Annotated in this window: 16 protein-coding genes, 1 pseudogene and 1 riboswitch; of the genes and pseudogenes, 10 read left to right on the forward strand and 7 right to left on the reverse strand. The window is 73.1% G+C overall.

From position 1 onward, the window contains the following. Window positions 1–21 precede the first annotated feature (21 nt). Window positions 22–1347 carry a polysaccharide pyruvyl transferase family protein gene (locus tag MICAU_RS10365; RefSeq protein ID WP_013285252.1) on the reverse strand — a complete coding sequence of 442 codons (1326 nt, stop codon included), beginning with the start codon at window positions 1345–1347 and terminating at the stop codon, window positions 22–24. 155 nt (window positions 1348–1502) lie between these two features. On the opposite strand from MICAU_RS10365, the gene MICAU_RS10370 reads away from it, so the two are divergent. From MICAU_RS10370 to MICAU_RS10390, 5 genes and pseudogenes are all read left to right on the forward strand, one after another. Continuing rightward, on the forward strand, window positions 1503–2720 hold the full coding sequence (locus MICAU_RS10370) for an acyltransferase family protein (protein WP_013285253.1): 1218 nt from the start codon (window positions 1503–1505) through the stop codon (window positions 2718–2720). Window positions 2721–2800: 80 nt separating this feature from the next. Then, entirely contained in the window at window positions 2801–3145 is a 345-nt protein-coding gene (locus MICAU_RS10375) for a hypothetical protein (protein WP_013285254.1), read from the forward strand. A gap of 135 nt (window positions 3146–3280) precedes the next feature. After that, window positions 3281–4045, forward strand: a complete 765-nt coding sequence (locus tag MICAU_RS10380; protein ID WP_013285255.1) for a hypothetical protein — start codon at window positions 3281–3283, stop codon at window positions 4043–4045. Window positions 4046–4353: 308 nt separating this feature from the next. Continuing rightward, window positions 4354–4496: riboswitch (cyclic di-AMP (ydaO/yuaA leader) on the forward strand. Window positions 4497–4699: 203 nt separating this feature from the next. Further along, entirely contained in the window at window positions 4700–5542 is an 843-nt protein-coding gene (locus tag MICAU_RS10385; protein ID WP_013285256.1) for a C39 family peptidase, read from the forward strand. 450 nt (window positions 5543–5992) lie between these two features. After that, window positions 5993–6529 (forward strand): annotated as a pseudogene (locus tag MICAU_RS10390) (alpha/beta fold hydrolase); the annotation flags it as partial. A gap of 205 nt (window positions 6530–6734) precedes the next feature. Here MICAU_RS10390 and MICAU_RS10395 read toward each other — a convergent pair. The 4 genes from MICAU_RS10395 to MICAU_RS10410 all read right to left on the reverse strand — a co-directional run bounded on the left by MICAU_RS10395 (window position 6735) and on the right by MICAU_RS10410 (window position 11733). Continuing rightward, window positions 6735–8411, reverse strand: coding sequence for a CDP-glycerol glycerophosphotransferase family protein (locus MICAU_RS10395; RefSeq protein ID WP_013285257.1), 1677 nt, complete (start codon window positions 8409–8411; stop codon window positions 6735–6737). 19 nt (window positions 8412–8430) lie between these two features. Continuing rightward, window positions 8431–9933 carry a bifunctional cytidylyltransferase/SDR family oxidoreductase gene (locus MICAU_RS10400; RefSeq protein WP_013285258.1) on the reverse strand — a complete coding sequence of 501 codons (1503 nt, stop codon included), beginning with the start codon at window positions 9931–9933 and terminating at the stop codon, window positions 8431–8433. 104 nt (window positions 9934–10037) lie between these two features. Further along, entirely contained in the window at window positions 10038–10838 is an 801-nt protein-coding gene (locus MICAU_RS10405) for an ABC transporter ATP-binding protein (protein WP_013285259.1), read from the reverse strand. Next, window positions 10831–11733 carry an ABC transporter permease gene (locus MICAU_RS10410; RefSeq protein WP_013285260.1) on the reverse strand — a complete coding sequence of 301 codons (903 nt, stop codon included), beginning with the start codon at window positions 11731–11733 and terminating at the stop codon, window positions 10831–10833. Before MICAU_RS10410 ends, MICAU_RS10405 begins: the two co-directional genes overlap by 8 nt. A gap of 155 nt (window positions 11734–11888) precedes the next feature. Between MICAU_RS10410 and MICAU_RS10415 the strand changes: the two genes are divergently transcribed. The 5 genes from MICAU_RS10415 (at window position 11889) to MICAU_RS10435 (ending at window position 18153) form a co-directional block, all read left to right on the forward strand. Then, window positions 11889–12521 (forward strand): TetR/AcrR family transcriptional regulator, encoded by a 633-nt coding sequence (locus MICAU_RS10415; RefSeq protein ID WP_013285261.1) that lies wholly within the window; start codon window positions 11889–11891, stop codon window positions 12519–12521. 151 nt (window positions 12522–12672) lie between these two features. Continuing rightward, the gene (locus tag MICAU_RS10420) at window positions 12673–13782 is read left to right on the forward strand and encodes a DegT/DnrJ/EryC1/StrS family aminotransferase (protein ID WP_013285262.1); all 1110 of its coding nucleotides are present in this window, start codon (window positions 12673–12675) and stop codon (window positions 13780–13782) included. Next, window positions 13779–14804, forward strand: coding sequence for a Gfo/Idh/MocA family protein (locus MICAU_RS10425; RefSeq protein ID WP_013285263.1), 1026 nt, complete (start codon window positions 13779–13781; stop codon window positions 14802–14804). The genes MICAU_RS10420 and MICAU_RS10425 overlap by 4 nt, the downstream gene beginning before the upstream one ends. Beyond that, window positions 14801–16483 (forward strand): glycosyltransferase family protein, encoded by a 1683-nt coding sequence (locus MICAU_RS10430; RefSeq protein ID WP_013285264.1) that lies wholly within the window; start codon window positions 14801–14803, stop codon window positions 16481–16483. Before MICAU_RS10425 ends, MICAU_RS10430 begins: the two co-directional genes overlap by 4 nt. 50 nt (window positions 16484–16533) lie before the next feature. Further along, complete coding sequence (locus MICAU_RS10435; RefSeq protein ID WP_174361781.1) at window positions 16534–18153, forward strand: glycosyltransferase family 4 protein; 1620 nt, start codon at window positions 16534–16536, stop codon at window positions 18151–18153. A gap of 66 nt (window positions 18154–18219) precedes the next feature. Here the strand turns inward: MICAU_RS10435 and MICAU_RS10440 are convergent, their stop codons facing one another. After that, window positions 18220–20370, reverse strand: coding sequence for a glycosyltransferase family protein (locus tag MICAU_RS10440; RefSeq protein ID WP_041798948.1), 2151 nt, complete (start codon window positions 20368–20370; stop codon window positions 18220–18222). Next, a complete protein-coding gene (locus tag MICAU_RS10445) occupies window positions 20367–21809 on the reverse strand; it encodes a glycosyltransferase (protein WP_013285267.1) in 1443 nt (480 codons plus the stop codon). The genes MICAU_RS10440 and MICAU_RS10445 overlap by 4 nt, the downstream gene beginning before the upstream one ends. Window positions 21810–22027: the final 218 nt, after the last annotated feature.

Genomic DNA, 22027 nt, shown 5'->3' on the forward strand with positions numbered 1-22027 from the left:
TCTCGAACAGGCGTACGACGATCAGCGCCGCAGCATCCGGCGGACCTTGCCCGGGACGGCCTGCTTGATCCGCTCCCGGAGCTGCTGCGAGCGCAGCGCGTCGATGGTGGCGGTGAGCGTGGCGTTCTCGTCGCGCAGCCGTTCGATGCGGGTCAGCAGTTCGGCCGGCGTGGTGGCGGCGGCGGGCCGGACGGCCGGCGGGAACACCGTCTCGCCGACCTGCCTGTCGAAGCGCGCGGCGCTGTCGCCGTCGGCGAACGAGGTGCCGAGGTCGTGCTTGCGTAGGAACGCGGTGATGGTCTCGAAGCGGGCCTTGTGGCCGTCGTTGAGCGCTGTGTAGTCGGCCTCCGCGTAGAGGTCGGCGGCGTCCACGTCGGCCGGCACGTCCCGCATGATCCGGTGCGGGATGCCGAAGTAGCGGGCCAGTTCCAGGGTGCGCGAGTCGTGCGCGAACAGGTAGCCGGGCGTGCCCGCCACGAGCGCGGTGATGGTGCCGTGGATGCGGGTGCCGAACGCGAAGTCGTACCCGGACAGGTGCGACATCCAGGTCCACGGGTCGACGAACATGCGCACCTTGTCCTCGGCGAACAGCGGGTGCGAGGTGTGCAGCGGGATGTCGCTGCTCTGGCCCCGGTGCTCGGGCGCGTCGCCGTAGAGCAGGGTGCCGAGCGTGCGCAGGTCCTGCGGCACGTAGCAGAGGTTCGGGTAGCGCTCCTGGTGGTGGCGGACCACCGCGGCCATCGAGCGGACGTACGGGGAGATGGTCAGTGCGACCTTCGAGTCGGCGGTCAGCTCCGGGCGGCTCTTCTCCAGCTGGAACGTGTCGCCGTGCAGGAACATCGACGGGCAGCCGATCTGCTCCACGGCGGAGAAGCCCAGCGCGTTGAGGTAGCTCTCGGTCACCTCGCCGCGTACGCCGATGCTGTGCGACCGGTCCAGCACGGCCTTGCAGAACGCGCGGACCGGCTCGTCGATCGGCCGCAGGTACTCGCGGTCGCCGTCGACGTTCGTCTGCACGCCGACGCCGAGCACCACCACCGGGATCTTCAGCCGTTCGATCAGCCGGGTCAGCGGCGTCAGGCGGTGCACGAAGCTGCGCCGGAACGCGTTCGCCAGCGGTACGACGAACACGTCGTGCCGCTCGTTGATCTCGTCGGCGAGACGCGGGTCGGCCGGGGTGCGTGTCGGTGTGATCTCGGCCGTGGAGGTGGCGAGCAGCTTGTGTGCGGCGTGGCTGAAGACCAGGTTGCCGCTGTTGTCCCCGATCCAGTTGCCGGCGAACGTCTCCTCGGGCGTGAGGACGTCGAACGGGCCCTTGCGGGCGCGGAGCAGGATCCGCTGGTGCATCCGGTTCGCTCACCTTCCGTACGGCACGGCGTGCGGGCGGGAGCCGGGTGGGTGCCCGCGCGTGCAGAACGGAAATCCTATCCGCCGCCCGAGCGGAGCCGAGCGGACGTCGGCTCGCCGGGAACGTCCCGGTTCCCCGGGGTAGGGTGCCCGGAATGACCAGCGCGCCGACCGTCACCCGTGCCCCGCGACTGCCGTCGCTGACCGGATTGCGGTGGGTGGCCGCGCTGCTGGTCTTCGGCTTCCACGCCGGGACCATGGGGATCGTCGCCGAGCCGCACCTGAAGCCCCTGGTCGACAAGGCGTTCAGCCTGGGCCTGTCCGGCGTCGAGTTCTTCTTCATCCTCAGCGGGTTCGTGCTGGTCTGGTCGTACCGGGACGGGGAGCGCGCGTGGACGTTCCTGCGCCGCCGGTTCGCCAAGATCTACCCGAACCACGTGGTGACGTTCGTCGCGGCGCTGGCCGTAGCGGCCTGGTTCGCCGACCCGGTCGTGCCGTGGGCCGCGATCGCCAACTTCTTCCTGGTCCAGGCATGGATCCCGCTGGGCGGCTACTTCTACAGCGTCAACAACGTGAGCTGGTCGCTCTCCTGCGAGCTGGCCTTCTACCTGTGCCTGCCGCTCGTGGTGCCGTGGCTGCGCCGGGCCCGTACCGGCGTGCTGCGGACCGTGCTGGTCGCGGCACCACTGCTCATCCTGGCGCTGTGGCCCGGCCAGCAGCTCGTGCCGGAGGAGCAGCGGTGGTGGTTCACCCAGATCTTCCCGGTGACCCGGTCGCTGGAGTTCTGGATGGGCGTGGCCGCCGCCGAGCTGATGCGCCGGCACCGCTGGCGCGGACCGAACCTCGCCGCCGCCACCGGGATCTTCGTCGCCACCTGGGTGATCGCCGCGCTGTGGATCCCGGCCGAGTTCTGGGCGGCGCTGCTCGCTGTCGCGTACCTGCTGGTCATCGCCGCCGCGGCGGACGCCGACGTGCGCGGCCGCCCCACCCCCTGGCGGTCCCGGGCGATGGTCTGGCTCGGTGAGGTCTCGTTCGCCTTCTACCTGGTGCACGTGCTCGTCATGGTCACAGTGCTGCGGCTGACCGGGCACTGGGGGACCGGGCTGCCCGGCTGGCGCGGCCCGGTCGCGGTGCTCGGCTTCCTGGTGGTCACGCTCGCGCTGGCCGCCGCGCTGCACCGCTGGGTGGAGACACCGATGATGCGCCTGCTCGGCCCGTCCCGCCGGGCCCGCGCGGCGTCGCGCGCACCGGCCGTGCCGGGTCCGCGCGAGCCCGCCGAGGCCGCCACCAGCCCGGCCGCCGACGGCGGCGCGAGGCCCGTCACCGGTCCGGCCGAGGACATCGAGTACGCCGGGCGGCGTCGCCCGGACTGACACGCGCACACGTCCGCCGGTCGATCCGCGACACGCCGTGCGGCGGTGCGTTCGTGGGGGATCGGCGGTAATTTGTACCCGTGCTTCCGATCGCGCTCACCTGCCCCGTGTGGTGGGTGGCGCGCTGGACCGCCCGGATGCTCGCCAGTCTCGCCGTGGTCGTCGCCTGTTCGTTCGGCGCCGCCACGCTGCCGGCCGGTGTCGCCGCTGCCGCCCCGGCTCCGGCGGTCGCCGCCTCGACGTACACGGTCACCGGCGCCTCGACCGCGACGCGGCCGGAGGCCGACCGCGTGGCCGAGCGGCAGGCCGCTCCCGCCGGGGTTCCGGCGCCCGCGCCCCGGGCGGCCGCCCCGGCCGTCGTGGAGCCGGTCCCGGCCGGACGGGCCGTCGCACCGGCCGGCCCGCGGGCACCGCCCGCCCGCTGACCCGCTCACGGGCCGCGCCCGTTCTCCGCACCCACCGCACGTCATCCCCGCACCCGCCCCGGCGGCCCTCCACCGGCCCGCCCCGGCGAGGTCGTGCGGGTCCTCCCGCCAGGTCCTTCCCGTGAGGTGCCGACCATGTCGCAGACCGCTCTGTACCACTTCCTCACCTCCGTGCCCGAGGCCGCCGCCATCTGGTCCTTCCTCCTGCTGCTCGCCTTGGGCCTGCTCGCCGCGCTCGTCGCCCGGCCCGAACGCGACCCCGCGCCGGAGACCGCCCCCGAGCCGGCCGACGCCGACGTCGCCCGCCGCGACGACCTGACCCGGTACGCCGAGGAGGTGGCGGTGGCCGCCGCCGGGGCCGCCCAGACGGCCCGTCGCCGCCGGGAGCAGTGGCTGGCCGCGCAGGACGAGGCGGACCGGGCCTGGACCGCGTACGACGAGGCGGACGCCGCCGCCCGCCGCCTCGCCGGCGCCGCCGCGCTGGCCGCGCCGCGCACGCCACGAACCCCTGCGGAGTACGCGGCCCGGGAGCGCTGGCTGCGCCACGCCGCCATGACGGCGCACTGGCGGGGCGACCTGACCGCCCGTCAGCTCGCCGACGTGCTGGCGCGCCGCAACGGGTGGGATCCGCGCCGGCACCCGGCCGAGCAGGAGATCGTGCTGGCCCGCACCGTCAGGGACGGGCGCCGGGCCGGATGGGAGAGCGCCGCCGCGCGGGAGCGGGCGGCCTGGCGGGACGCGGAACTGGCCGCCGAGGCCGCCCGGACGCTCGCCGCCGAGGCGTACGCGGCCACAGTGGCGCTGCGGCCCGCCCCGGCGTACCGGAGCGCGACGGCGAGCGCCTCGCCGGTGCCCGCGACGGTCCGGAACGCGCGGTGGCGTCCGGCCCGGGTCGGCTGAGACGGCCGTCTCGACCGAATCGTTACCCGGAACGTGGTGAGCCCGGTCACCCTGGCCGCCGAAACGGGCGCCGGGCGCAGAGCGGGTCATCGAGTATCGCGATTGCGGGCCGGGTGGTCGCCGTCTGTCCGCTTTCCGCCGCCAGGCGCCGTCGAAACTGCTTGTCCCATTGAGTGAAGTCAGTAACCGGGTGTTCCGAAATCCGTTACCACGGATCACGTTTACGCAGGTGGGAGCGCTTGGCAGGGGACATACCCACCGGTAGTGTCGGCGCGTCCGATGCGGTAATCGATCGCCGACGGCGACGCCGCACCGACCCGCCTAATCGTGTTCCACGAACCGGGGACCCATGAGCACCATCGGGGTGAATCCGCGAGCCCACGGCCCGCGGTAGGGCGTACTTCCCGCCCGAATCCGTCAGCTAACCCGGTCGGCGGCCACGGAAGGAGTACCCCGCGTGCCCACCCCTCGATCGTCTCCCGCCTCCACGGCGAAGCGGTGACCGCGCGCGCCTGACGCGCGATCGGCAACCGCCCCCTGGGCGCCCGGCATCACGGGCGTTCCCGATCCCCCGGCCATCCGGCCCCGCCAGCACGTGTGAGTTCCTCCGCGTGCCGGGCCGGCGTGTGCCGCTCACGCCCCGTGGAGGATTTCGTGAAGCACCACCTGAAGCGTCAGCTGCGACGGATCGTCACCGAACGCCCGTACCAGATCATCGCCGGATCGGCCGCCGCGCTCGTGCTGGCCGCCGGCGCCGGCACCGTCGCCACCGCCGGTGACGACGCCCCGGTCCAGGAGAACACCGCCGCGGTCGCCGACCTCGGCGCCGCCCGCCTCGGCGAGCAGCCCGCCAGCCGCAGCGAGGCCCGCATCGCCGTACCGCAGGCATCGCCCAGCGCCTCCGCCACGCCCAGCGCGTCGCCGAGCGCCTCCCCGTCCGCGAAGGCCGCTGCCGACCCGGACACCACGCCCAAGGCCAAGCCGAAGCCGCCGTCGAGCAAGTCGCTCGACTACGACTACCAGGCGCAGATCAACTACTTCTACTGCGGCCCGGCCGCCGTGCGCAACGCGCTCAGCGCCGCCGGCATCGAGCGCAGCCAGGACGCGCTCGCCGGCCCCCTCGGCACCACCGAGATGGGCACCAACTCGGCCGAGGACACCACCCGTGTGCTCAACCAGCAGGTCAAGGGCAACCCGTACCGGACCCGCATGATTCCCGGCTCGGCCACCCCGGCGCAGATGGACCGCCTCCAGGCCGACGTGGTCGAGGCGATCACCAACGGCCGCGGGGTCGTCGCGAACGTCGCCGGTACGGCCACCGACACCAACGGCGGCTGGCACTCGTTCCCGGGCGGCCACTACGTCGCGGTGGTCGGCTACAAGGACGACGGCCGGACCGTGCGGATCGCCGACTCGGCCGACCCGTCGCTGCCCTCGTACTGGATCACCACGATCGACCTGGCGCACTGGATCGCCAGCCGCGGCTACTCCGCCTGACCGTCCCGCCAGCCCCGAAGGCCGGCACCCCACCCGGGGTGCCGGCCTTCCCCGTCTCGCCCGCCCTCGCCCCCGTCCCCGCCTCGCCCCTCGCCCTCGCCCCGCCCGGCCCTGGCGCGGCCCTCACGCCGCCTTGGCGCGCCGATCTTGGACTTTTGGCGCCCAGTTTGTCCGGCTCGCCCGCTATGAAAGGTGCCACAACTCCAAGATCGACGGTGAGGGCGGAGTGTGGGCGGCCGGAGCCGGGGCGAGGGGGCGCCAGGGGCGAGGGCCGCGCGCGGGGGCGAGGACGGGGCGGGGGCGAGGGCGGACCGGGGGCGGGGTGTGGGCGAGCCGGGGCGAGGGTGGGGCGGGTCGGCGGGTTCGGTCTCGCGTGTCCGGGGCGGGCGGTGGCAGACTGCGCCAATGGGCGATGCGACGGGGAAGCGGCACCTGATTCTCCTGCACGGCATGGGTGCCACAGGCGAGGTGTGGCTGCCCTGGGCGCCGCTGCTGGAACGCCGCTGGCCCGGCCGCTGGCTCGCCCCCGACCTGGCGGGTCACGGCTGGTCGCCGCCGCTCGACGGCTACTCGTTCGAGGCCCTGGCCCAGCGCGTGGTCGACGGGCTCGGCCCGGTCCGGCTCGGCCCCGAGGACCGGCTGGTGCTGCTCGGGCACTCGCTCGGCGGGGTGGTGGCGCTGGCGCTCGCGGCCCGGCAGCGAGGGCTTCCGGTCGACACGGTGGTCGGGCTCGGCATCAAGGCGGTCTGGTCCCCGGCCGAGCTGGCGAAGTCGGCGGAACTGGCCGCCCGGCCGGTCACCTGGTTCGCCACCCGTGACGAGGCGGCCCGCCGCTACCTGCGCGTGTCCGGGCTCGCCGGGCTGTTCGCCCCGGATCATCCGGTGGTGGAGGCGGGGCTGCGGCGGGAGGACGGCCGCTGGCGGCTCGCCATGGACCCGGCGGCGTTCGCGGTCGGGGAGCCCCGGCTGCCGGTGCTGCTGGCCGCCACCGATGTGCCGGTGCTGCTGGCCCGGGGCGAGCTGGACCCGATGGTGACCGACGCGCAGCTCAAGGAACTGGGCCGTGCCGGTGGCCACGCTGCCCGGGCTGGGCCACAACGCGCACGTCGAGGACCCGGCGGCGGTGCTCGCCCTGCTCGACCCGTACCTCTGAGCGGGGGCGAGCCGGCCCGCGACGGGCCGGCTCGCGTTTCTAGCCGGCCGCGCGCGGCCCAGGGACCGCCCAGTCGGGTTCCAGCTCGCGGCGGGCGGCGGACAGGAACGCCTCGGCGTAGGCGTCGGCGGGGAAGTCGCCCAGGTAGCGGGTCCGCGCCGCCCAGCGCTGTGCCGCCTTCGGGTCGGCGTCCAGCAGGTCGGTGAGCACCTCGTCCACGTTGGACATGTCACGCCGCAGCACGTAGCCGGACGCCGCGAGCGGGAACCGCTCGACGAAGTGCTCGCCGTCGGCGCCGGTGTCGGTGACCGCGTACGGCTTGCCGGAGTAGAGCCAGTCGGAGATGACCCCTGACACGTCGGAGACCAGCGCGTCGGCGCGGTTGACGCACTCGGTGAGCGTCAGCTCGCGGGCCGCGGCGGCGCCCCACAGGTGCGGCCGGCCGGTCTTCGCCCGGTCCGCGGCGAGCAGTTCGGTGAGCCGGGCGAGCTGGCGGGCCGAGGCCGGGTTCTTGCCGGTGTACGGGTGGGCGCGCAGGATCACCGCGGCGCCCCTGTCGATCAACCGGCGGATCAGCGTCTCGGCCACCGGCAGCGAGCAGTAGTTCGCGTCGGCGTGGTGCCCGGTCCAGGTCGGGGTGTAGAGGACCGTGGGGTGCGCCGGCGAGGTGACCGGCTCCCGGCGTACCTCGATCGCCTCGACCTGGGGCCGGCCGACCACGACGAACTTGTCGGCGGGGATCTCCACGCCGGCGCGGGCGTACCTGTCGATCGCGGCCTGCCCGGCCACGAAGATCTTGTCGAAGATGGCCGAGACCGGGTTGGCGCTGGGGGCCTTGTCGCTGTCGCCGTGGTGCAGCTGCACGTGGGTGAGCTGGTTGAACCGGATCAGGTGGGCGTTCTTCGCGCCGTGGTTGACGTAGAACGCGACCCGCAGGCTGGGCACCAGCGCCTCGTCGAGCGCCTTCAGCGTGGGGCAGAGGACCACCGGCGCGCGGGTGGCGGCGGCCACCGCGGGCAGGAGCTCCGGCTCGCGCAGCACCACCACGAACGGGCGGCCGATCCGTTCCAGGTACGGCAGCCACATGGTGACCTGGTACTCCGAGCCGGGCGGCGCGGAGAAGTGCAGCACGAACTCGGGCTGGTGGCGGCGCAGTGCCCGGCCGACCGGGCCGCCTCCGGCGGGCGGCCGGAACCGGCGCCGGGCGAGGTCCAGCGCGACCGCACCGCATCCGGCGCCGACGAGCAGCGCGGCGACCAGCGCCGTCCACGCGGGCAGCGTCAGGGCGGCGGCGAGCGCCACCACGGCGAGCAGTACCAGCAGCGCGTCGCCCAGCCGGGCGGCGACGACGGGTGTCCACGTGCGGACCGGGAGGTTCGCCGCCCGGATCTCCAGTGCGCCGGCCTGCCGCAGCGGGCCGACCAGCAGCACCAGGCCGAGCAGGACCAGCGCGGTGGTGGCGAGCGCCGGGTCGAAGCCGTCGTCGAGGCGACGGGCGTAGCCGACCAGGATGCCGGCGGCGACGAGCACCGTCTCGGCGAGCCCGTCGGCGGACGGCCGGACCCGGCGCTCCCAGGCGGTGGCGGCCAGCGCCGCGACCGCCAGGGCCAGGCCCCAGCCGGTGGCGCCGGTGAGCGCCACGACGAGGAAGGCCAGCACCGCCAGCCCGGTGGTCAGCCCCCGGGCGAGCAGCTTGCGGACCAGGTCACCACGCATCTGGTACGTCCCGTCGGGTTCAGGCGTCGGCGGACAGCTCGGACCGGTGCGGGCCCGGCTGCGCCGGTACGGCGGCCACCTGCTCGCCAGGGGACCGGCGCACGTCGACCACCTGGCCGGTCAGGTCGGAGATCAGCACGTCCAGGGACGCCTGCGCGACCGCCTCGGAGGAGAGCAGCGTGTGCTCCGGCTCCTCGCCGAACGCCCGCGTCCGCATCGGGGTGGCGGTGCGTTCCGGGTTGACGCAGTTGACGCGTACGCCGAACTCGGCCCACTCGTCGGCGAGCGCCTGGGTCAGGTTGACCAGCGCGGCCTTGGTGGCCGAGTAGAGCGCGTAGCGGGCCCGGCCCCGGGTGTAGGAGCTGGACGTGTAGAGCAGCAGCTGGCCCTTGGTCTGCTGGAGGTACGGCAGGGACTGGCGCGCGATGGTGACCGGCCCGACGAAGTTGACGTGCAGGAGACGGTCCATCGTCTCGGAGTCCATCTCGGCCAGCGCGCCCTTCTCCAGGATGCCGGCGGTGACCACCACGTGGTCGATCCGGCCGGTGGCCTCGAACGCGGTCTTCAGCGCGGCGGCCACGTCCTCGGCGCGCTCGACGTGCGTGCCGGTGGTGGAGCGGCTGAACGGGAAGACCTGGGCGCCGTAGCCGCGGGCCAGTTCGGCCAGGTCGTGGCCGATGCCGTAGCTGCCGCCGAAGACCACGATGGTCCGGCCGGTCAGCTCCTCGGCGTAGCTGCGGTGGTCGGTCAGCCGGGGCGCCTGCGCGGCGGCGAGCTGGAACAGCTTGTCGGCCAGGTGCACGTCGACCGGGTGGGTGACCTTGATGTTCTCGTCCGAGCCGTCGATCACCTTGATCGGCGTGCCGGGCAGGTAGCGCAGCACCACGCCGCAGTCGTCGGTGGCGGCGAAGTCGGGGTCGCCCTCGGCGCGGCGGTACGCCTCGCGGATGGTGCCGGAGCGGAACGCCTGCGGGGTCTGGCCGCGGCGCAGCCGGGAGCGGACCGGGATGTCGGTGATGCAGTCGTCCGCGTCGACCTGGATGATCGTGTCGGCGGACGGGATGGCCACGTCGACAGCCGAGTACGTCCAGAGCGCGTTGACGCACTCGCGCACGATCCGGGCGCTGACAAGCGGGCGGACCGCGTCGTGGAAGAGGATGTTGACGTCGCCCTCGCCGACCGCGTCGAGCGCGATCCGGGTGGTGTCGTTGCGGGTCTCGCCGCCCTCGATCACCTTGGTGACCTTGCGGAAGCCGGCGTCGGCGACGATGCGCCGCGCGTCGTCGACGTGACCGGTGGCCATCAGCACGATGATCTCGTCGATCTCCGGCGCGGCCTCGAAGACGGCGAGGGTGTGCTCGATGATCGGCTTACCGGCGATCTTGAGGAGCTGCTTCGGGATGCCCAGCCCGAGGCGCGTGCCGGTCCCCCCGGCCAGGATCACGGCCACCGTACGCGCGGGGCGCCAGGGTGCCGGGCTCGCCGGCGCGGCGTCCGGTGCGGTGGTGTGGTCCTGCGTCATTGCCGTACCTCACTCTGGGTGAAAGGGGATGGATCCGAAAACCTTAACGCGTACGCCGGAGCGCACCGCTCCGGGCGGAACCCGGTGCGGTGCGCTCCAGGGCGCTACTTCTGGTTCTCGTACGCGTCGCAGACCTCCTTGGTGGGGCCGTCCATCTTCAGGACGCCGCTCTCCAGCCAGATGGTCCGCTCGCAGGTGTCCCGGATCGAGCCGATCGAGTGGCTGACCAGGAAGACGGTGCCGGCGCTGTCGCGCAGCTCGCGGACCCGCTGCTCGCTGCGGACCCGGAACTTGCGGTCGCCGGTGGCCAGCGCCTCGTCGATGAGCAGCACGTCGTGCTTCTTCGCCGAGGAGATCGCGAAGCGCAGCCGCGCGCCCATGCCGGAGGAGTAGGTGCGCATCGGCAGCGAGGCGAAGTCGCCGCGCTCGTTGATCCCGGAGAACTCGATGATCTCCGGGGCGATCCGCTTGACCTCCTCCGGCGGCATGCCCATGGCCAGGCAGCCGAGCACCACGTTGCGCTCGCCGGACAGGTCGTTCAGCAGCGCGGCGTTCACGCCGAGCAGCGACGGCTGGCCCTTGGTGTAGACGGCGCCGCGGGCCGGCGGGAGCAGCCCGGCGATGGCGCGCAGCAGCGTGGACTTGCCGGAGCCGTTGCTGCCGATCAGGCCGATCGCCTCACCCTCGTACGCGGTGAAGCTCACGCCCTTGACCGCGTGCACCTCGCGGATGTTCGGCGCCTTGGTGCGGGAGACGATCCGCTTGAGCGCGGAGACCGGGGTGGTGCCGCCGCTCGCGCCCTTGTGGATCCGGTAGATCACGTGCACGTCGTCCACCACCACCGTGGGGACGCGACCCGAGTCGGTCACCGGGCCGGCGTTCAGCGGCAGGGTCTGCTCAGCCACGGCCGTACTCCTTCTCTCCGCGCCAGAAGTAGACGAACCCGCCGATGCCCATCACGACCGCCCAGAACAGGCCCATCGCCCACAGCTTCAGCGGGGAGCTGATCAGGTTCGGCTGGTGCGAATCGAGCAGCGCGTAGCGGGCCAGCTCGATGAAGACCAGCGGCGGGTTCCACTCCAGGATGTTTGCCGCCCAGTTCGGCAGGTGCTCGCGGATGAGTGCCACCGGGTAGAGCACGCCCGAGGCGTACAGCCAGGTGCGCATCACGAACGGCATGACCTGCTTGAGGTCGGTGGCCTTGGAGCCGAGTCGGGCCATCACCATGCTCAGCCCGACGTTGAAGATCGTCTGGAGCAGCAGCATGGGGACGATCAGCACCCAGCGGAAGGTGATCGGCTCGCCGGTCAGCAGCACGATCGCGGCCAGCACCACCATCGACATGAGCAGCTGCTGGAGCTGGACCAGCGTCACGGTGATCGGCAGCGCGGCCCGCGGGAACTGGAGCGCCCGGATCAGGCCCAGGTTTCCGGTGATCGCGCTGGTGCCGTTGGACGCCGCGGTCTGGGTGAAGATGAAGATGAAGATGCCAGTGCACAGGTACGCGATGAAGTTCGGCACGTTCCGGTGCTGGGCCAGGATCACGCCGAAGATCAGGAAGTAGACCGCCGCGTTGGTGAGCGGTGTCAGCACCTGCCAGAGCTGACCGAGCTGGGTGTTGCTCAGCGAGGAGGCGACCTTCGCCCGCGAGTACGCGGTCATGAAGTGCCGGTACGCCCACAACCTGCGGGCGTACTCGCCCAGGGCGGGTCGTTCCCCGGCCACCCGTAGCCCGTACCGCTGGGCCAGCTGGGCCCGGGTCAGTCCGGATTCGGGGTCGGCCACCGCGGTGTTGGCCATGTTCAGGCGCTCCGATCTTTCGTGCTGATGGGGAGCAGTGCGGTGAATGAGATCCAGCGTGGCCGGGCGGGGAGGAGCCGCCTCGCTGCTGCATGGAAGGTAGTCCACCGAACGTCGGGACGCAACCGTACCGTCGTTGCGCTACATTGTTCCACGTGACGACCGAGAAGAGGCGTGCCCCGGCCGGCGCGGCGGTGCTGCGCGGGGAGATCACCAGTGCCATCCGCGCCGCCGTGATGCAGGAGTTGGCCGAGGTGGGCTACGGTCGCCTCTCCATCGAGGCGGTGGCCCGCCGGGCCGGTGTGAGCAAGACCGCCATCTACCGCCGCTGGCGTTCCAAGCTCGACCTGGTGCTGGACATGGTCTCGGCGGTGGCGGGGCGGAACATCCCGCTGCTGGACACCGGCAGCCTCCTCGGTGACCTGGAGATCCTGCTGCACGTGATGGCGCGTGCGTTGCGTCACCGGCTGGCCGCGCAGATCATCCCGGACCTGCTGGCCGAGGCGGCCCGCAACCCGCAGATCGCGGAGAAGCTGCAGGCCGCCCTGGACGACTACCAGCAGGCCATCGGCCGGATCCTGATCGGCCGGGCGGTCGAGCGCGGTGAGCTGTCCGCGGACACCGACCGGCGCGCCGCCGTCGATCTCATCGTCGGCCCGGTCTACTGGCGGATGGCGATCTCCCGGGCCCCGCTGGAGCCCACCGAGGTGCCCCGGATGGCGGCCGCGATCGTCGCCGCTCTGCGGGTAGCATGCGTGGGGCCTGTACGCGACGAGGTGGAAGTCTGAACCCCGGGCCGCCCCCGGAGGGCCGTCGTCGATCATGAACAGAAGGTCACATCCGGTCGGACAATCAGTGCAACCCGCTGGTTTTCCCGACAGACCGGTACCATCCCCCGAAATGTCTCTCATGAACCACGCGTCGACAGGAGGAAGCCCCATGGTCGGGCCGCATCCAGAGTTCATTCCCCCCGCACGGCCGATCATCGGCGAAGCCGAGATCGAGGCGGCCGTCCGGGTGCTGCGGAGCGGCCGGGTCGTGCAGGGCCCCGAGGTCGCCGCGTTCGAGGAGGAGTTCGGCGACCTGGTCGGCGGCCGGCACTGCGTCGCCGTCAACTCCGGCACCTCCGCGCTCCAGCTGTCGCTGATGGCGCTCGGCTTCGGCCCGGGTGACGAGATCATCGTCCCGTCCTTCTCCTTCGCCGCCAGCGGCAACGCGGTCCGGCTGGTCGGCGCCGAGCCGGTCTTCGTGGACATCGAGCCGGGCAGCTTCTGCGTCGACCCGGAGGCGGTCGCCGCGGCGATCACGCCGAAGACGGTCGCGATCATGCCGGTGCACCTCTACGGCCACCCGGCCGCGATGGACCGGATCATGGCGATCGCGCAGCAGCACGGCCTCGCAGTGGTCGAGGACGCCGCGCAGGCGCACGGCGCCGAGCTGAACGGCACCCCGGTCGGCGCGTTCGGCACCGCCGGCTGCTTCAGCTTCTACCCGACGAAGAACATGCACTCCCTTGAGGGCGGCATGATCACCACCGCCGACGCGGACCTCGCCCGGACCCTGCGGCTGCTGCGCAACCAGGGCATGGAGCAGCGGTACGCCAACGAGATCGTCGGCGCCAACATGCGGATGACCGACGTGGCCGCCGCCATCGGCCGGGTGCAGCTCACCCAGCTCGCCGAGTGGACCGAGCAGCGCCGCGCCAACGCCAAGTTCCTCGACTCGGCGATCACCGGCATGGTCACCCCGCCCGTCGCCGACGGCGCCAAGCACGTCTACCACCAGTACACCGTGCGGGTGCGGGCCGACCGGGACGCCGCCCAGGCCCGCCTCACCGAGCTGGGCATCGGCAACGCGGTCTACTACCCGACCCCGATCCACCGGCTCAAGCCGTACCTCAACGCCGACGGCAAGCCGGGCGCGTGGGACCTGCCGGAGACCGAGCGGGCCGCCGCCGAGGTGGTCTCGCTGCCGGTGCACCCGTCGCTGAGCCCCGCCGACCTGGAGCGGATCGCCGAGGGCGCGAACCTGGCCGGGGGTGCCCGATGAGCGGACGGAAGCTGCGGGCCGGCCTGATCGGCCTCGGCGCGATGGGCCGCAACCACGCCCGCGTGCTGTCCAACCTGGACGGCGTCGAGCTGGTCGGCGTGGTCGACCCGGCCGGCGACGTGACCGGCACGCTGCGCGCGCCCGTCGTACCCGAGCTGAGCGACCTGCTCGCCCTCGGCGTCGACTACGCGGTGGTGGCCTGCCCGACGGCGCTGCACGAGCCGATCGGCATGGAACTGGCCGCCAACGGCGTCTGCGCGCTCATCGAGAAGCCGCTCGCCCAGTCCGTCGACGCCGCCACCCGGCTGGTCGAGGCGTTCGAGAACGCCGGCCTGGTCGCCGGCGTCGGGCACATCGAGCGCTACAACCCGGCGCTGCAGAGCCTGCGCACCCGCCTGGAGGCGGGCGAGCTGGGCGAGGTGTTCCAGGTCGTGACCCGGCGCCAGGGCCCGTTCCCGCACCGGATCGCCGACGTCGGCGTGGTGATGGACCTGGCCACCCACGACATCGACCTGACCGCCTGGGTGACCGGCCAGCAGTACAGCTCGGTCGCCGCCCGCACCGTCTCGCGCAGCGGCCGGCTGCACGAGGACATGGTCGCCGTGGTCGGCCAGCTCGCCGACGGCACGATGGTCAACCACCTGGTGAACTGGCTCAGCCCGCTCAAGGAGCGGTCGACTGTGGTCACCGGTGACAAGGGCTGCTTCGTGGCCGACACGCTCACCGCCGACCTGACCTTCTACGCCAACGCCGCCATCGACACCGAGTGGGAGGCGCTGCGGGCGTTCCGCGGCGTGGCCGAGGGCGACATGGTCCGCTACGCGATCCCGAAGCGGGAGCCGCTGCTGGTCGAGCACGAGCGCTTCCGGGACGCGGTCGAGGGCAAGCAGAGCGACATCGTCACGCTGCGGCAGGGTCTGCGTACCGTGCAGGTCGCGGCCGCCCTGCTGGAGTCGTCCGCCGACGGCAAGGTCGTGTCCGTCGCGGCCAGCGGCAGCGACGCGGAGCCGGCACTGCGATGAGCCCGGCGCCGGTGCGGCGGACGGTCTCCGCGGTACGGCGGCGGATTCCCCGGCGGTGGCGCATCGCGCTCCGCCGGGCCGCCGCCGGCGCGCGGCCCTGGCAGACCCCTTCGGTACGCGAACTGTGTGAACTCCCCGCCGGCACGCCGCTGCTGGTGCACGCCGGCGGGATCACCGGCGACCGGGCGCTGGACGGCGTGCTGCGCGCGCTCGTCCGGCTGCCCGAGTTCCACCTGGCGCTGGTCTGCGACGAGGCGGAGCGGGCGTCGGCCCAGGACCTGACCCGCCGCGCCGGCAAGGCGTGCCGCCGGGTCCACGTGGTGCCGCGCCCGCGTACGGTGACGGCCGCGTTCCTCGCCCCGGCGGACGTGGCGGTGTTCGGATTCGATCCGGACGCCGGTCTCGACCTGCTGGACACCTTCCTCGCCTCCGGGCTGCGGGTGGTCGCCGCCGACAGCCGGGTGACGCGCGAGCACCTGGCCCGGCACGGCGGCGGCGAATTCTTCGCGCCCGGCTCGCTGCCCTCGTTCACCAAGGCGGTGGAACGGGCCCGGCAGCGCGGCGGCGACGAGGCATCTCCCGCGCAGGAGCCGCCGGTCGCGCCGATCGAGGCCGGCACGCCCGGCCCGTGGCGTCCGCTCGGCGCCGGGCCGATCCGGCTGGGGCTGGGCACGGCGAACTACGCCGGGCAGCTCTCCGCCCTGGCGGTGGCGATCACCACCGCCCGCGCCGACGTCGGCGTGGAACTGGTGATGGCCAAGCCACCGGCCACCTACCGCTACCCGGCCGACCGCTACCTGAACTACCCCGGCGAGCACCGGCTCGACGTGCAGATCGCGCGGGCCGAGCGGGTGCTCGGCTGGTACACCCACCTGATCGTGGACGCGTTCCGTCCGGTGCTCGGCCGGGCCAACGGCGACGACATCGCCGCGGACCTGCCCGCGTTGCGCCGGGCCCGGCTCAAGGTCGCGCTGCTGGCGCACGGCAGCGAGATCCGCCATCCGGGCGCGCACCTGGAGCGGCACGCCGAGTCCGCGTTCCGGGACGCCCCGGAGGACCTGATCGGGCAGCTCACCACAGTCGCCGAGCGGAACCGGCGCACCGCCGAGGAGAGCGGCCTGCCGTTCTTCGTGACCACCCCCGACCTGCTGGACGACGTGCCGTCCGCCACGTGGGCGCCGCTGATCGTCGACGTGGACGCCTGGGCCTGCGACCGCCCGGTGCTGGAACGCGCCCGGCCGGTGGTGCTGCACGCGCCGTCGAAGCGGTGGACCAAGGGCACCGACCGGCTCCTGCCCCGGTTGCAGGAGCTGCACGATCGACGGATCATCGAACTGCGCCTGGTGGAAGGGCTGCCGCACCACGAGATGCGGCGCCAGGTGCAGGAGTGCGACATCGTGGTCGACCAGCTGGTGATGGGCAGCTACGGCACCTTCTCCTGCGAGGGGATGGCCGCCGGCCGGGTCGTGGTGGCGTACCTCAGCGAGGGGCCGCACCGGGCCGCCGGGATCCAGCCGCCGATCGCCAACGCCACCCCCGGCACCCTCGTCAAGACCATCGAGTCGCTGCTCGACGACCGGCCCGCCGCGGTCGCCCTGGCCGCGGAGGGCACCCGTTACGTCCGTGACCACCACGACGGGCGGCGCACCGCCGAGGTCTTCGACGCCTTCCTCCGGTGACCCGCCCGACCACCACCCACGCCCGCACCGTCAACGAGGAGAAGCACCCGATGCAAGCTGGCGCTAACAGCGATGCCCGACCGACCCGGGGCCGGGTGGTGATGCTGGTCGACAACGGCGTCCACGGCGACTCCCGGGTACAGAAGGCAGCGCGCTCGGCCGCCGACGCCGGCTGGGAGGTCTTCCTCCTCGGCATCCGCAACGCCCGCTCCGACGTGGACACCTGGCGCATCGGCGGCGCCGAGGTGCGGCTGCTGCGGGTGCCCAAGCCGCTGCACCGGCTGCCCCGGGAGTACAGCCGGTCGCTGCGCCGGCCGCTGGCGTACGCGTCCACCACCAAGGCCGCGTACCGGGTCCAGGAGATCAAGGCATGGCAGGCCGATCTGTACGAGCGCCGCGTCCGCGCCCAGGCGCTGGGCGGCGGGCTTCCGGCCGCCGTGGGACGGGCGGCCCAGCTGCCGACCCGCGCCGCCGCCACCGCGCTCGCCCGCTGGGTGCGCTTCCGCAGCGGCGAGACCCGTCGGCTGCGCAAGGCGCAGACCGATCCGGAGGCGCTGTTCAGCCGCCTGCCCGTGCGGTTCTGGCAGGGGCTGCTGGGCGACCGCGCCTGGCGCCGGCTGGACCCGGGCCTGTGGGACTTCGAACTGGCCTTCCGCAAGACGCTCGACGAACTCAAGCCGGACATCATCCACGCCAACGACTTCCGGATGCTCGGCATCGGCGCGCGGGCGACGCTGCGGGCCCGGGCCGCCGGCCGGCGGACCAAGCTGGTCTGGGACGCCCACGAGTTCGTCGGCGGCATCACCGGCCGGGCCGACAACCCGCGCTGGCTGCCGGCCCAGATCGCCTACACGGCTGAGTACGCCGCCTATCCGGACGCGGTGGTGACCGTCTCCGACACGCTCGCCGACCTGCTCCAGGAGACCCACAACCTGCCCGACCGGCCGGCCGTGGTGCTCAACGCGCCGATGGCGCCGCCTGCCGAGGCCGACGGCGACGTGCCGGACCTGCGGGCGCTGTGCGGCGTGGACAGCCGTACGCCGGTACTCGTCTACTCCGGCGCGGTGAACCCGAGCCGGGGCTGCCAGATCATGGTGGAGGCGCTGCCGGAGCTGCCCGACGTGCACGTCGCGTTCGTGACCATGAACCCGAACGGCGACAACCAGTTCTCCGAGGCGCTGCGGGAGCGGGCCGCCGAACTCGGCGTCGCGGACCGTGTGCACCTGCTGCCGTACGTGGCGCACTGGCAGGTGGTGCCGTTCCTGTCCGGCGCGGACGCCGGGGTCATCCCGATCCACCACAAGCCCAACCACGAGCTGGCGCTGATCACGAAGTTCCTGGAGTACTCGCACGCTCGGCTGCCGATCGTGGTCAGCGACGTGAAGACCATGGCGCAGACCGCGCGGGCGACCGGGCAGGGTGAGGTGTTCACCGCCGAGGACCGGGCCGACTACGTCCGGGCCGTCCGGGCCGTGCTCGCCGACCCGGAGCGCTACCGGGCCGCCTACGACAAGCCCGGCCTGCTGGAGGGCTGGACCTGGGAGGCCCAGGCCCGGATCCTCGACGAGGTGTACGGCTCGCTGCTGGGCACGCCCGCCGCGAGCGGGGCGCGTCCTCCGGCGTCCCGGCGTCCCGGCGACGAGCGGGAGTACGCGGCCACCTCGCGCTGACCCCCGGCACAGAACGATTCGGCCGGCTCCCCGTGACGGGGAGCCGGCCGATCACGTGTACGCCGGTCAGCCGGACGTGGCCGGCGGCTCCAGCAGCAGCCGGTCGAAGTCCTTCTGCGTCACCGACCAGTCCCAGGTGCTCAGCACGTGCGACGCCGCGGCCCGGCCCGCCTCACGCCAGGTCTCCTCGGTGGCGGTGAGGGCCAGGATCCGCTCGGCGGCCTCCTGCGGCGTACCCACCACCCAGTCGCTCGGGAACAGGCTCCGGGCGCTGTGCGGGCGGCCGGCGAAGAACGGCCAGTCGCGCACCACGGGCACCGCGCCGCTGGCCGCGCCCTCGACGAGCGCACAGTGGAAGCTCTCCCGCAGCGAGGTGCTGAGGATGACCCCGACGTCGGTGAGCGCACCGGGGACGTCCTCGGTACGGCCGGTCCGCACCACCGCGCCGGACGGCTCCAGCTCGGCCAGCTCGGCGTCGAGTTCCCGGACGTAGGCCGTGATCGCCGGGCTGAGCTCCGGGTTGAGGTCGTCGCCGACCAGCTTGAGACGGTACCGCTCGTCGTGCCGGCGCAGCTCCCGCAGCACCGCCAGGGCCCAGCGCGGGTCCTTCGCCAGGGAACTCAACCCGACCAGCCCGAGCGTGAACCGGCTGTCGGCGGAGACCTTCGGCGCCACGTACCGGTGCAGGTCCATCGCGTTGCTGATCATGTGGGTTCGCGGGCCCTGCGGCGCGCGCAGCCGCGGCACCGCGGCCAGCGCCAGGTCGCGCAGGTGCTCGGAGACGAAGACCACGTCGTCCACACGCGACCAGTCGGTCAGGTGCGGCCACCAGCTGAACGCCTCGAAGCTGTGCAGGCGGACGATCACCCGCGTGGTGCCCGGGTCGATCATCGTCAGCATCGCGGCGCCGAGGTTGCACCAGTCCACGAAGACCGTGTCCGCCCACTCCAGGTGGGGGCCCCACGCCTCCTGGACCTCCCCGGCCCGCTTGGAGGCGCCGGCGAGCATGTGGAGCGTCACGTTGGTGCGGCCGTTGCTGAGCACCGGGAGGATCGACTCCTCCATCAGGTTCAGCCGGCGGACCTCCACCCCGGGCATCGCCTCGTAGCGCTCCAGGATCGGCCCGAGGAAGTTGTCGTTCAGCCCGGTGAAGAAGAGCATCCGGTGCGGCCGGCCGGCGGGCGGGAACGCCGCCGGGCTCTGCCGCCCTCGCGGCGTCGCCATCGCCCGGCCGGCCTCGCTGTTGTGCAGCGGCGCGAGGAACTTCTCTGGGTCCTCGGCCAGCGGCGAGGTGGTGCCGTCGAACTGCACGATCCGGTGGAACATCAGGTTGAACGCGCGCAGCACGTGCGGCGCGGCCTTGCCCGGGTTGCGCTTCTTGAGGAAGCCGTCGGCGAGCTTGAGCTGACCTCGCACCACTGTCATCAGGTGCTCGGGCACCTTGCCCTGGCTCAGTTCCGCGTCCACGATCGGGCCGAGGAGCTGCCCCTTGGTCGCCGGGCTCTTCAGCCGGCCCTGCGCCGCCAGCGCCAGCCGCTTCGCGCTGGCGCCGTGCCCGGTCTTGAGCATGTTGCCGGTGACCCGCCGGGCGATCTTGCCGCGGTGCCGCTCCGGCAGGCCGGGCGCCGTGACGGCGCCCTGCCAGAACCAGCGCACCGGGCTGAGCTTCATGGCCCGCTTGCCGGTGCTCATCTCGAACACCCGCTTCGCCAGGTCGACGGTCTGGTTGCGGGTGGCGCTCGCCAGCACGGTCGGGGCCGGGCCGACGGTGTTCAGCCGGGGTCGGCGGTAGCGCGCCGGGTCGGCGGACCGCTTCTCCACCGCCCGCAGCGCCGGGGCGATGCCGTAGACGGCGTCGGCCCGCCGGTAGCGCTGCGCGAGCTGCCAGACGGTGTGCAGGGCCTGCGCGTCGAGCGCGACCAGGACGTCGGCCCGCTTGGCGTGCCGGCGTACCCACGGGTCGCGCTGGGCGCGCAGCCACGGGCGCCGGGCCGGGGCCGCCCGCTTGACCGCCCGGCCGAAGCGGGGGCCCAGCTCGGTGGCGGTGGGCAGCAGGTGCACCTCGGCCAGCTCGGTCGCCGCCGGGATCTTCTCCACCGGGTCGAAGGTGGTGGCCACCCGTACGGTGACGCCCCTGTCACGGAACTGCTGAAGCGCGTCGGTCAGGACCGCCACCCGTCCGGGGACGGTGCCCATAACCATCAGGACCTCGATCATGACCTACCTTCTCGGGCCAGGACGCGCGCGCCGGCGGGGGAGGGCTGTGGGGTGCCGGCCGGACCGCCGGTGCCCAGCACCAGCTCGGTCACCTCCCGGACGGCGGGGATGAGCTGCTCCTCGCGGGCGTACTGCCGCGCCTCGGCGCGGGCCTTCTCCCGCTCGGCCGTGTCGGCGGTACGGGCCATCGCGGCGGCCCGCCGGAAGGCGCCGGCCAGCTCGGCCGGGTCCAGCCCGACCGCGCCGGTCCAGAGTGGATAGGTGGACAGCACCGTGGAGGCGTCGTGGTCGGCCTCGTGGGCGGAGACCACCGGCAGGCCGGTCGCCATGTACTCGTACACCTTGCCGGAGGTCATGTACCGGCCGCCGGTCACCATCAGCACCACCGCGTCCCAGCGGGAGTAGAGGTCGACCACCTCGGCCTTGGGCACCGAGCCGCCGACCAGCACGCCGTCGACGGCGGCGGCCCTGAGCAGCTCCGCGTGCGCGTTGTCGCCGCGCGCCCAGGCGGCGCCGATGTGGCCCCGCACCTCGAAGCGGGCGTCGGCCAGCGCCGGGTCCTCGGCGCGTGCCGTGCGCCAGCCCTCGAGCACGGCGCTCAGCAGCGGGACGGGAAGGTTCAGCGCGCCGAGGTAGCCGAAGGTCAGCGGCCGGTCCGGCGGGGCGGGGCGGACCTGGGCCGGGATGCTCGCCGCGTCGTAGCCGTTGCGCACGACCCGCATCTTGTGCGCCAGTTCCGGATAGCGCTCGCGGTACCAGCGGGAGATCGGCTCGTTGACGTTCCAGATGGCGACGGCGTTGGTGAGCAGCTTGATCTCCCACTGGCCGGAGACCGACTCCCGGGTGAACGCCTCACCGTTGTTGATCACGTCGACCGACCAGCCGTCGCGGAAGTCCACCACGTACGGCACCCGGTGCGTCTCCCACAGCTTCCAGGTCGCGGACAGGTTGACGTACGGCGCGCAGGTGGTCACCAGCAGGTCGACGTGCCGCTCCCGGTGGATCCGGAGCAGGGCCTTCTCCAGCGCCGGACGCCAGCCGCCGAAGACCGGCTCGGGAAAGACCTTGAGGTTCTGCTTGCGCAGGTCGGCCAGGTAGTCCTTGTGCGCCAGGGCACGCTGCTCGGTGAACGTGCGGATGTCGGTCTCGAGGTCGTCCCGGAACAGCGGCAGCTTCACCACGCGCACGCTGGGATCCACACCCTGGGAGAGGGTGTGGTCGAGCCCGTACTCCCGTTCCCAGGCCTCGTCCGCGATGGTGACAGCGGTCACGTCCCAGCCCGCGGCGGCGAACTGGTTCGCGGTCTCCCGCATGCGGTAGGCGCAGCTCTTGGCCGCCGGTGGGAAGCCGATCGCGAGGTAGACCATGTGCGGCCGGGACCCGGACCGTCGCGGCCGGGGGAGTTTCAACGAGTCCCAGAGAGTTCGCCCGTTGTTCATCGATTCCGATCCTGGGGAGGTGGGGAGATGCCGTGTCGCGGCCTGGACGGCTCGGCCGGACGCGGTACCTGCTGTGCCGGTGGCCGCGTAACGACCGCCGGAGCGCGTGCGGACACTACAATAACGCCGTTTCGCGCGCCGGACCTGCCGCCGCCCGGCGGCCGGCGGGTGCGCCGTGCCCCGGATCACCGCGGTCCCGTCACCGGCGGTCCCGGCCG

Source organism: Micromonospora aurantiaca ATCC 27029, from assembly GCF_000145235.1.
Lineage (GTDB): Bacteria > Actinomycetota > Actinomycetes > Mycobacteriales > Micromonosporaceae > Micromonospora > Micromonospora aurantiaca.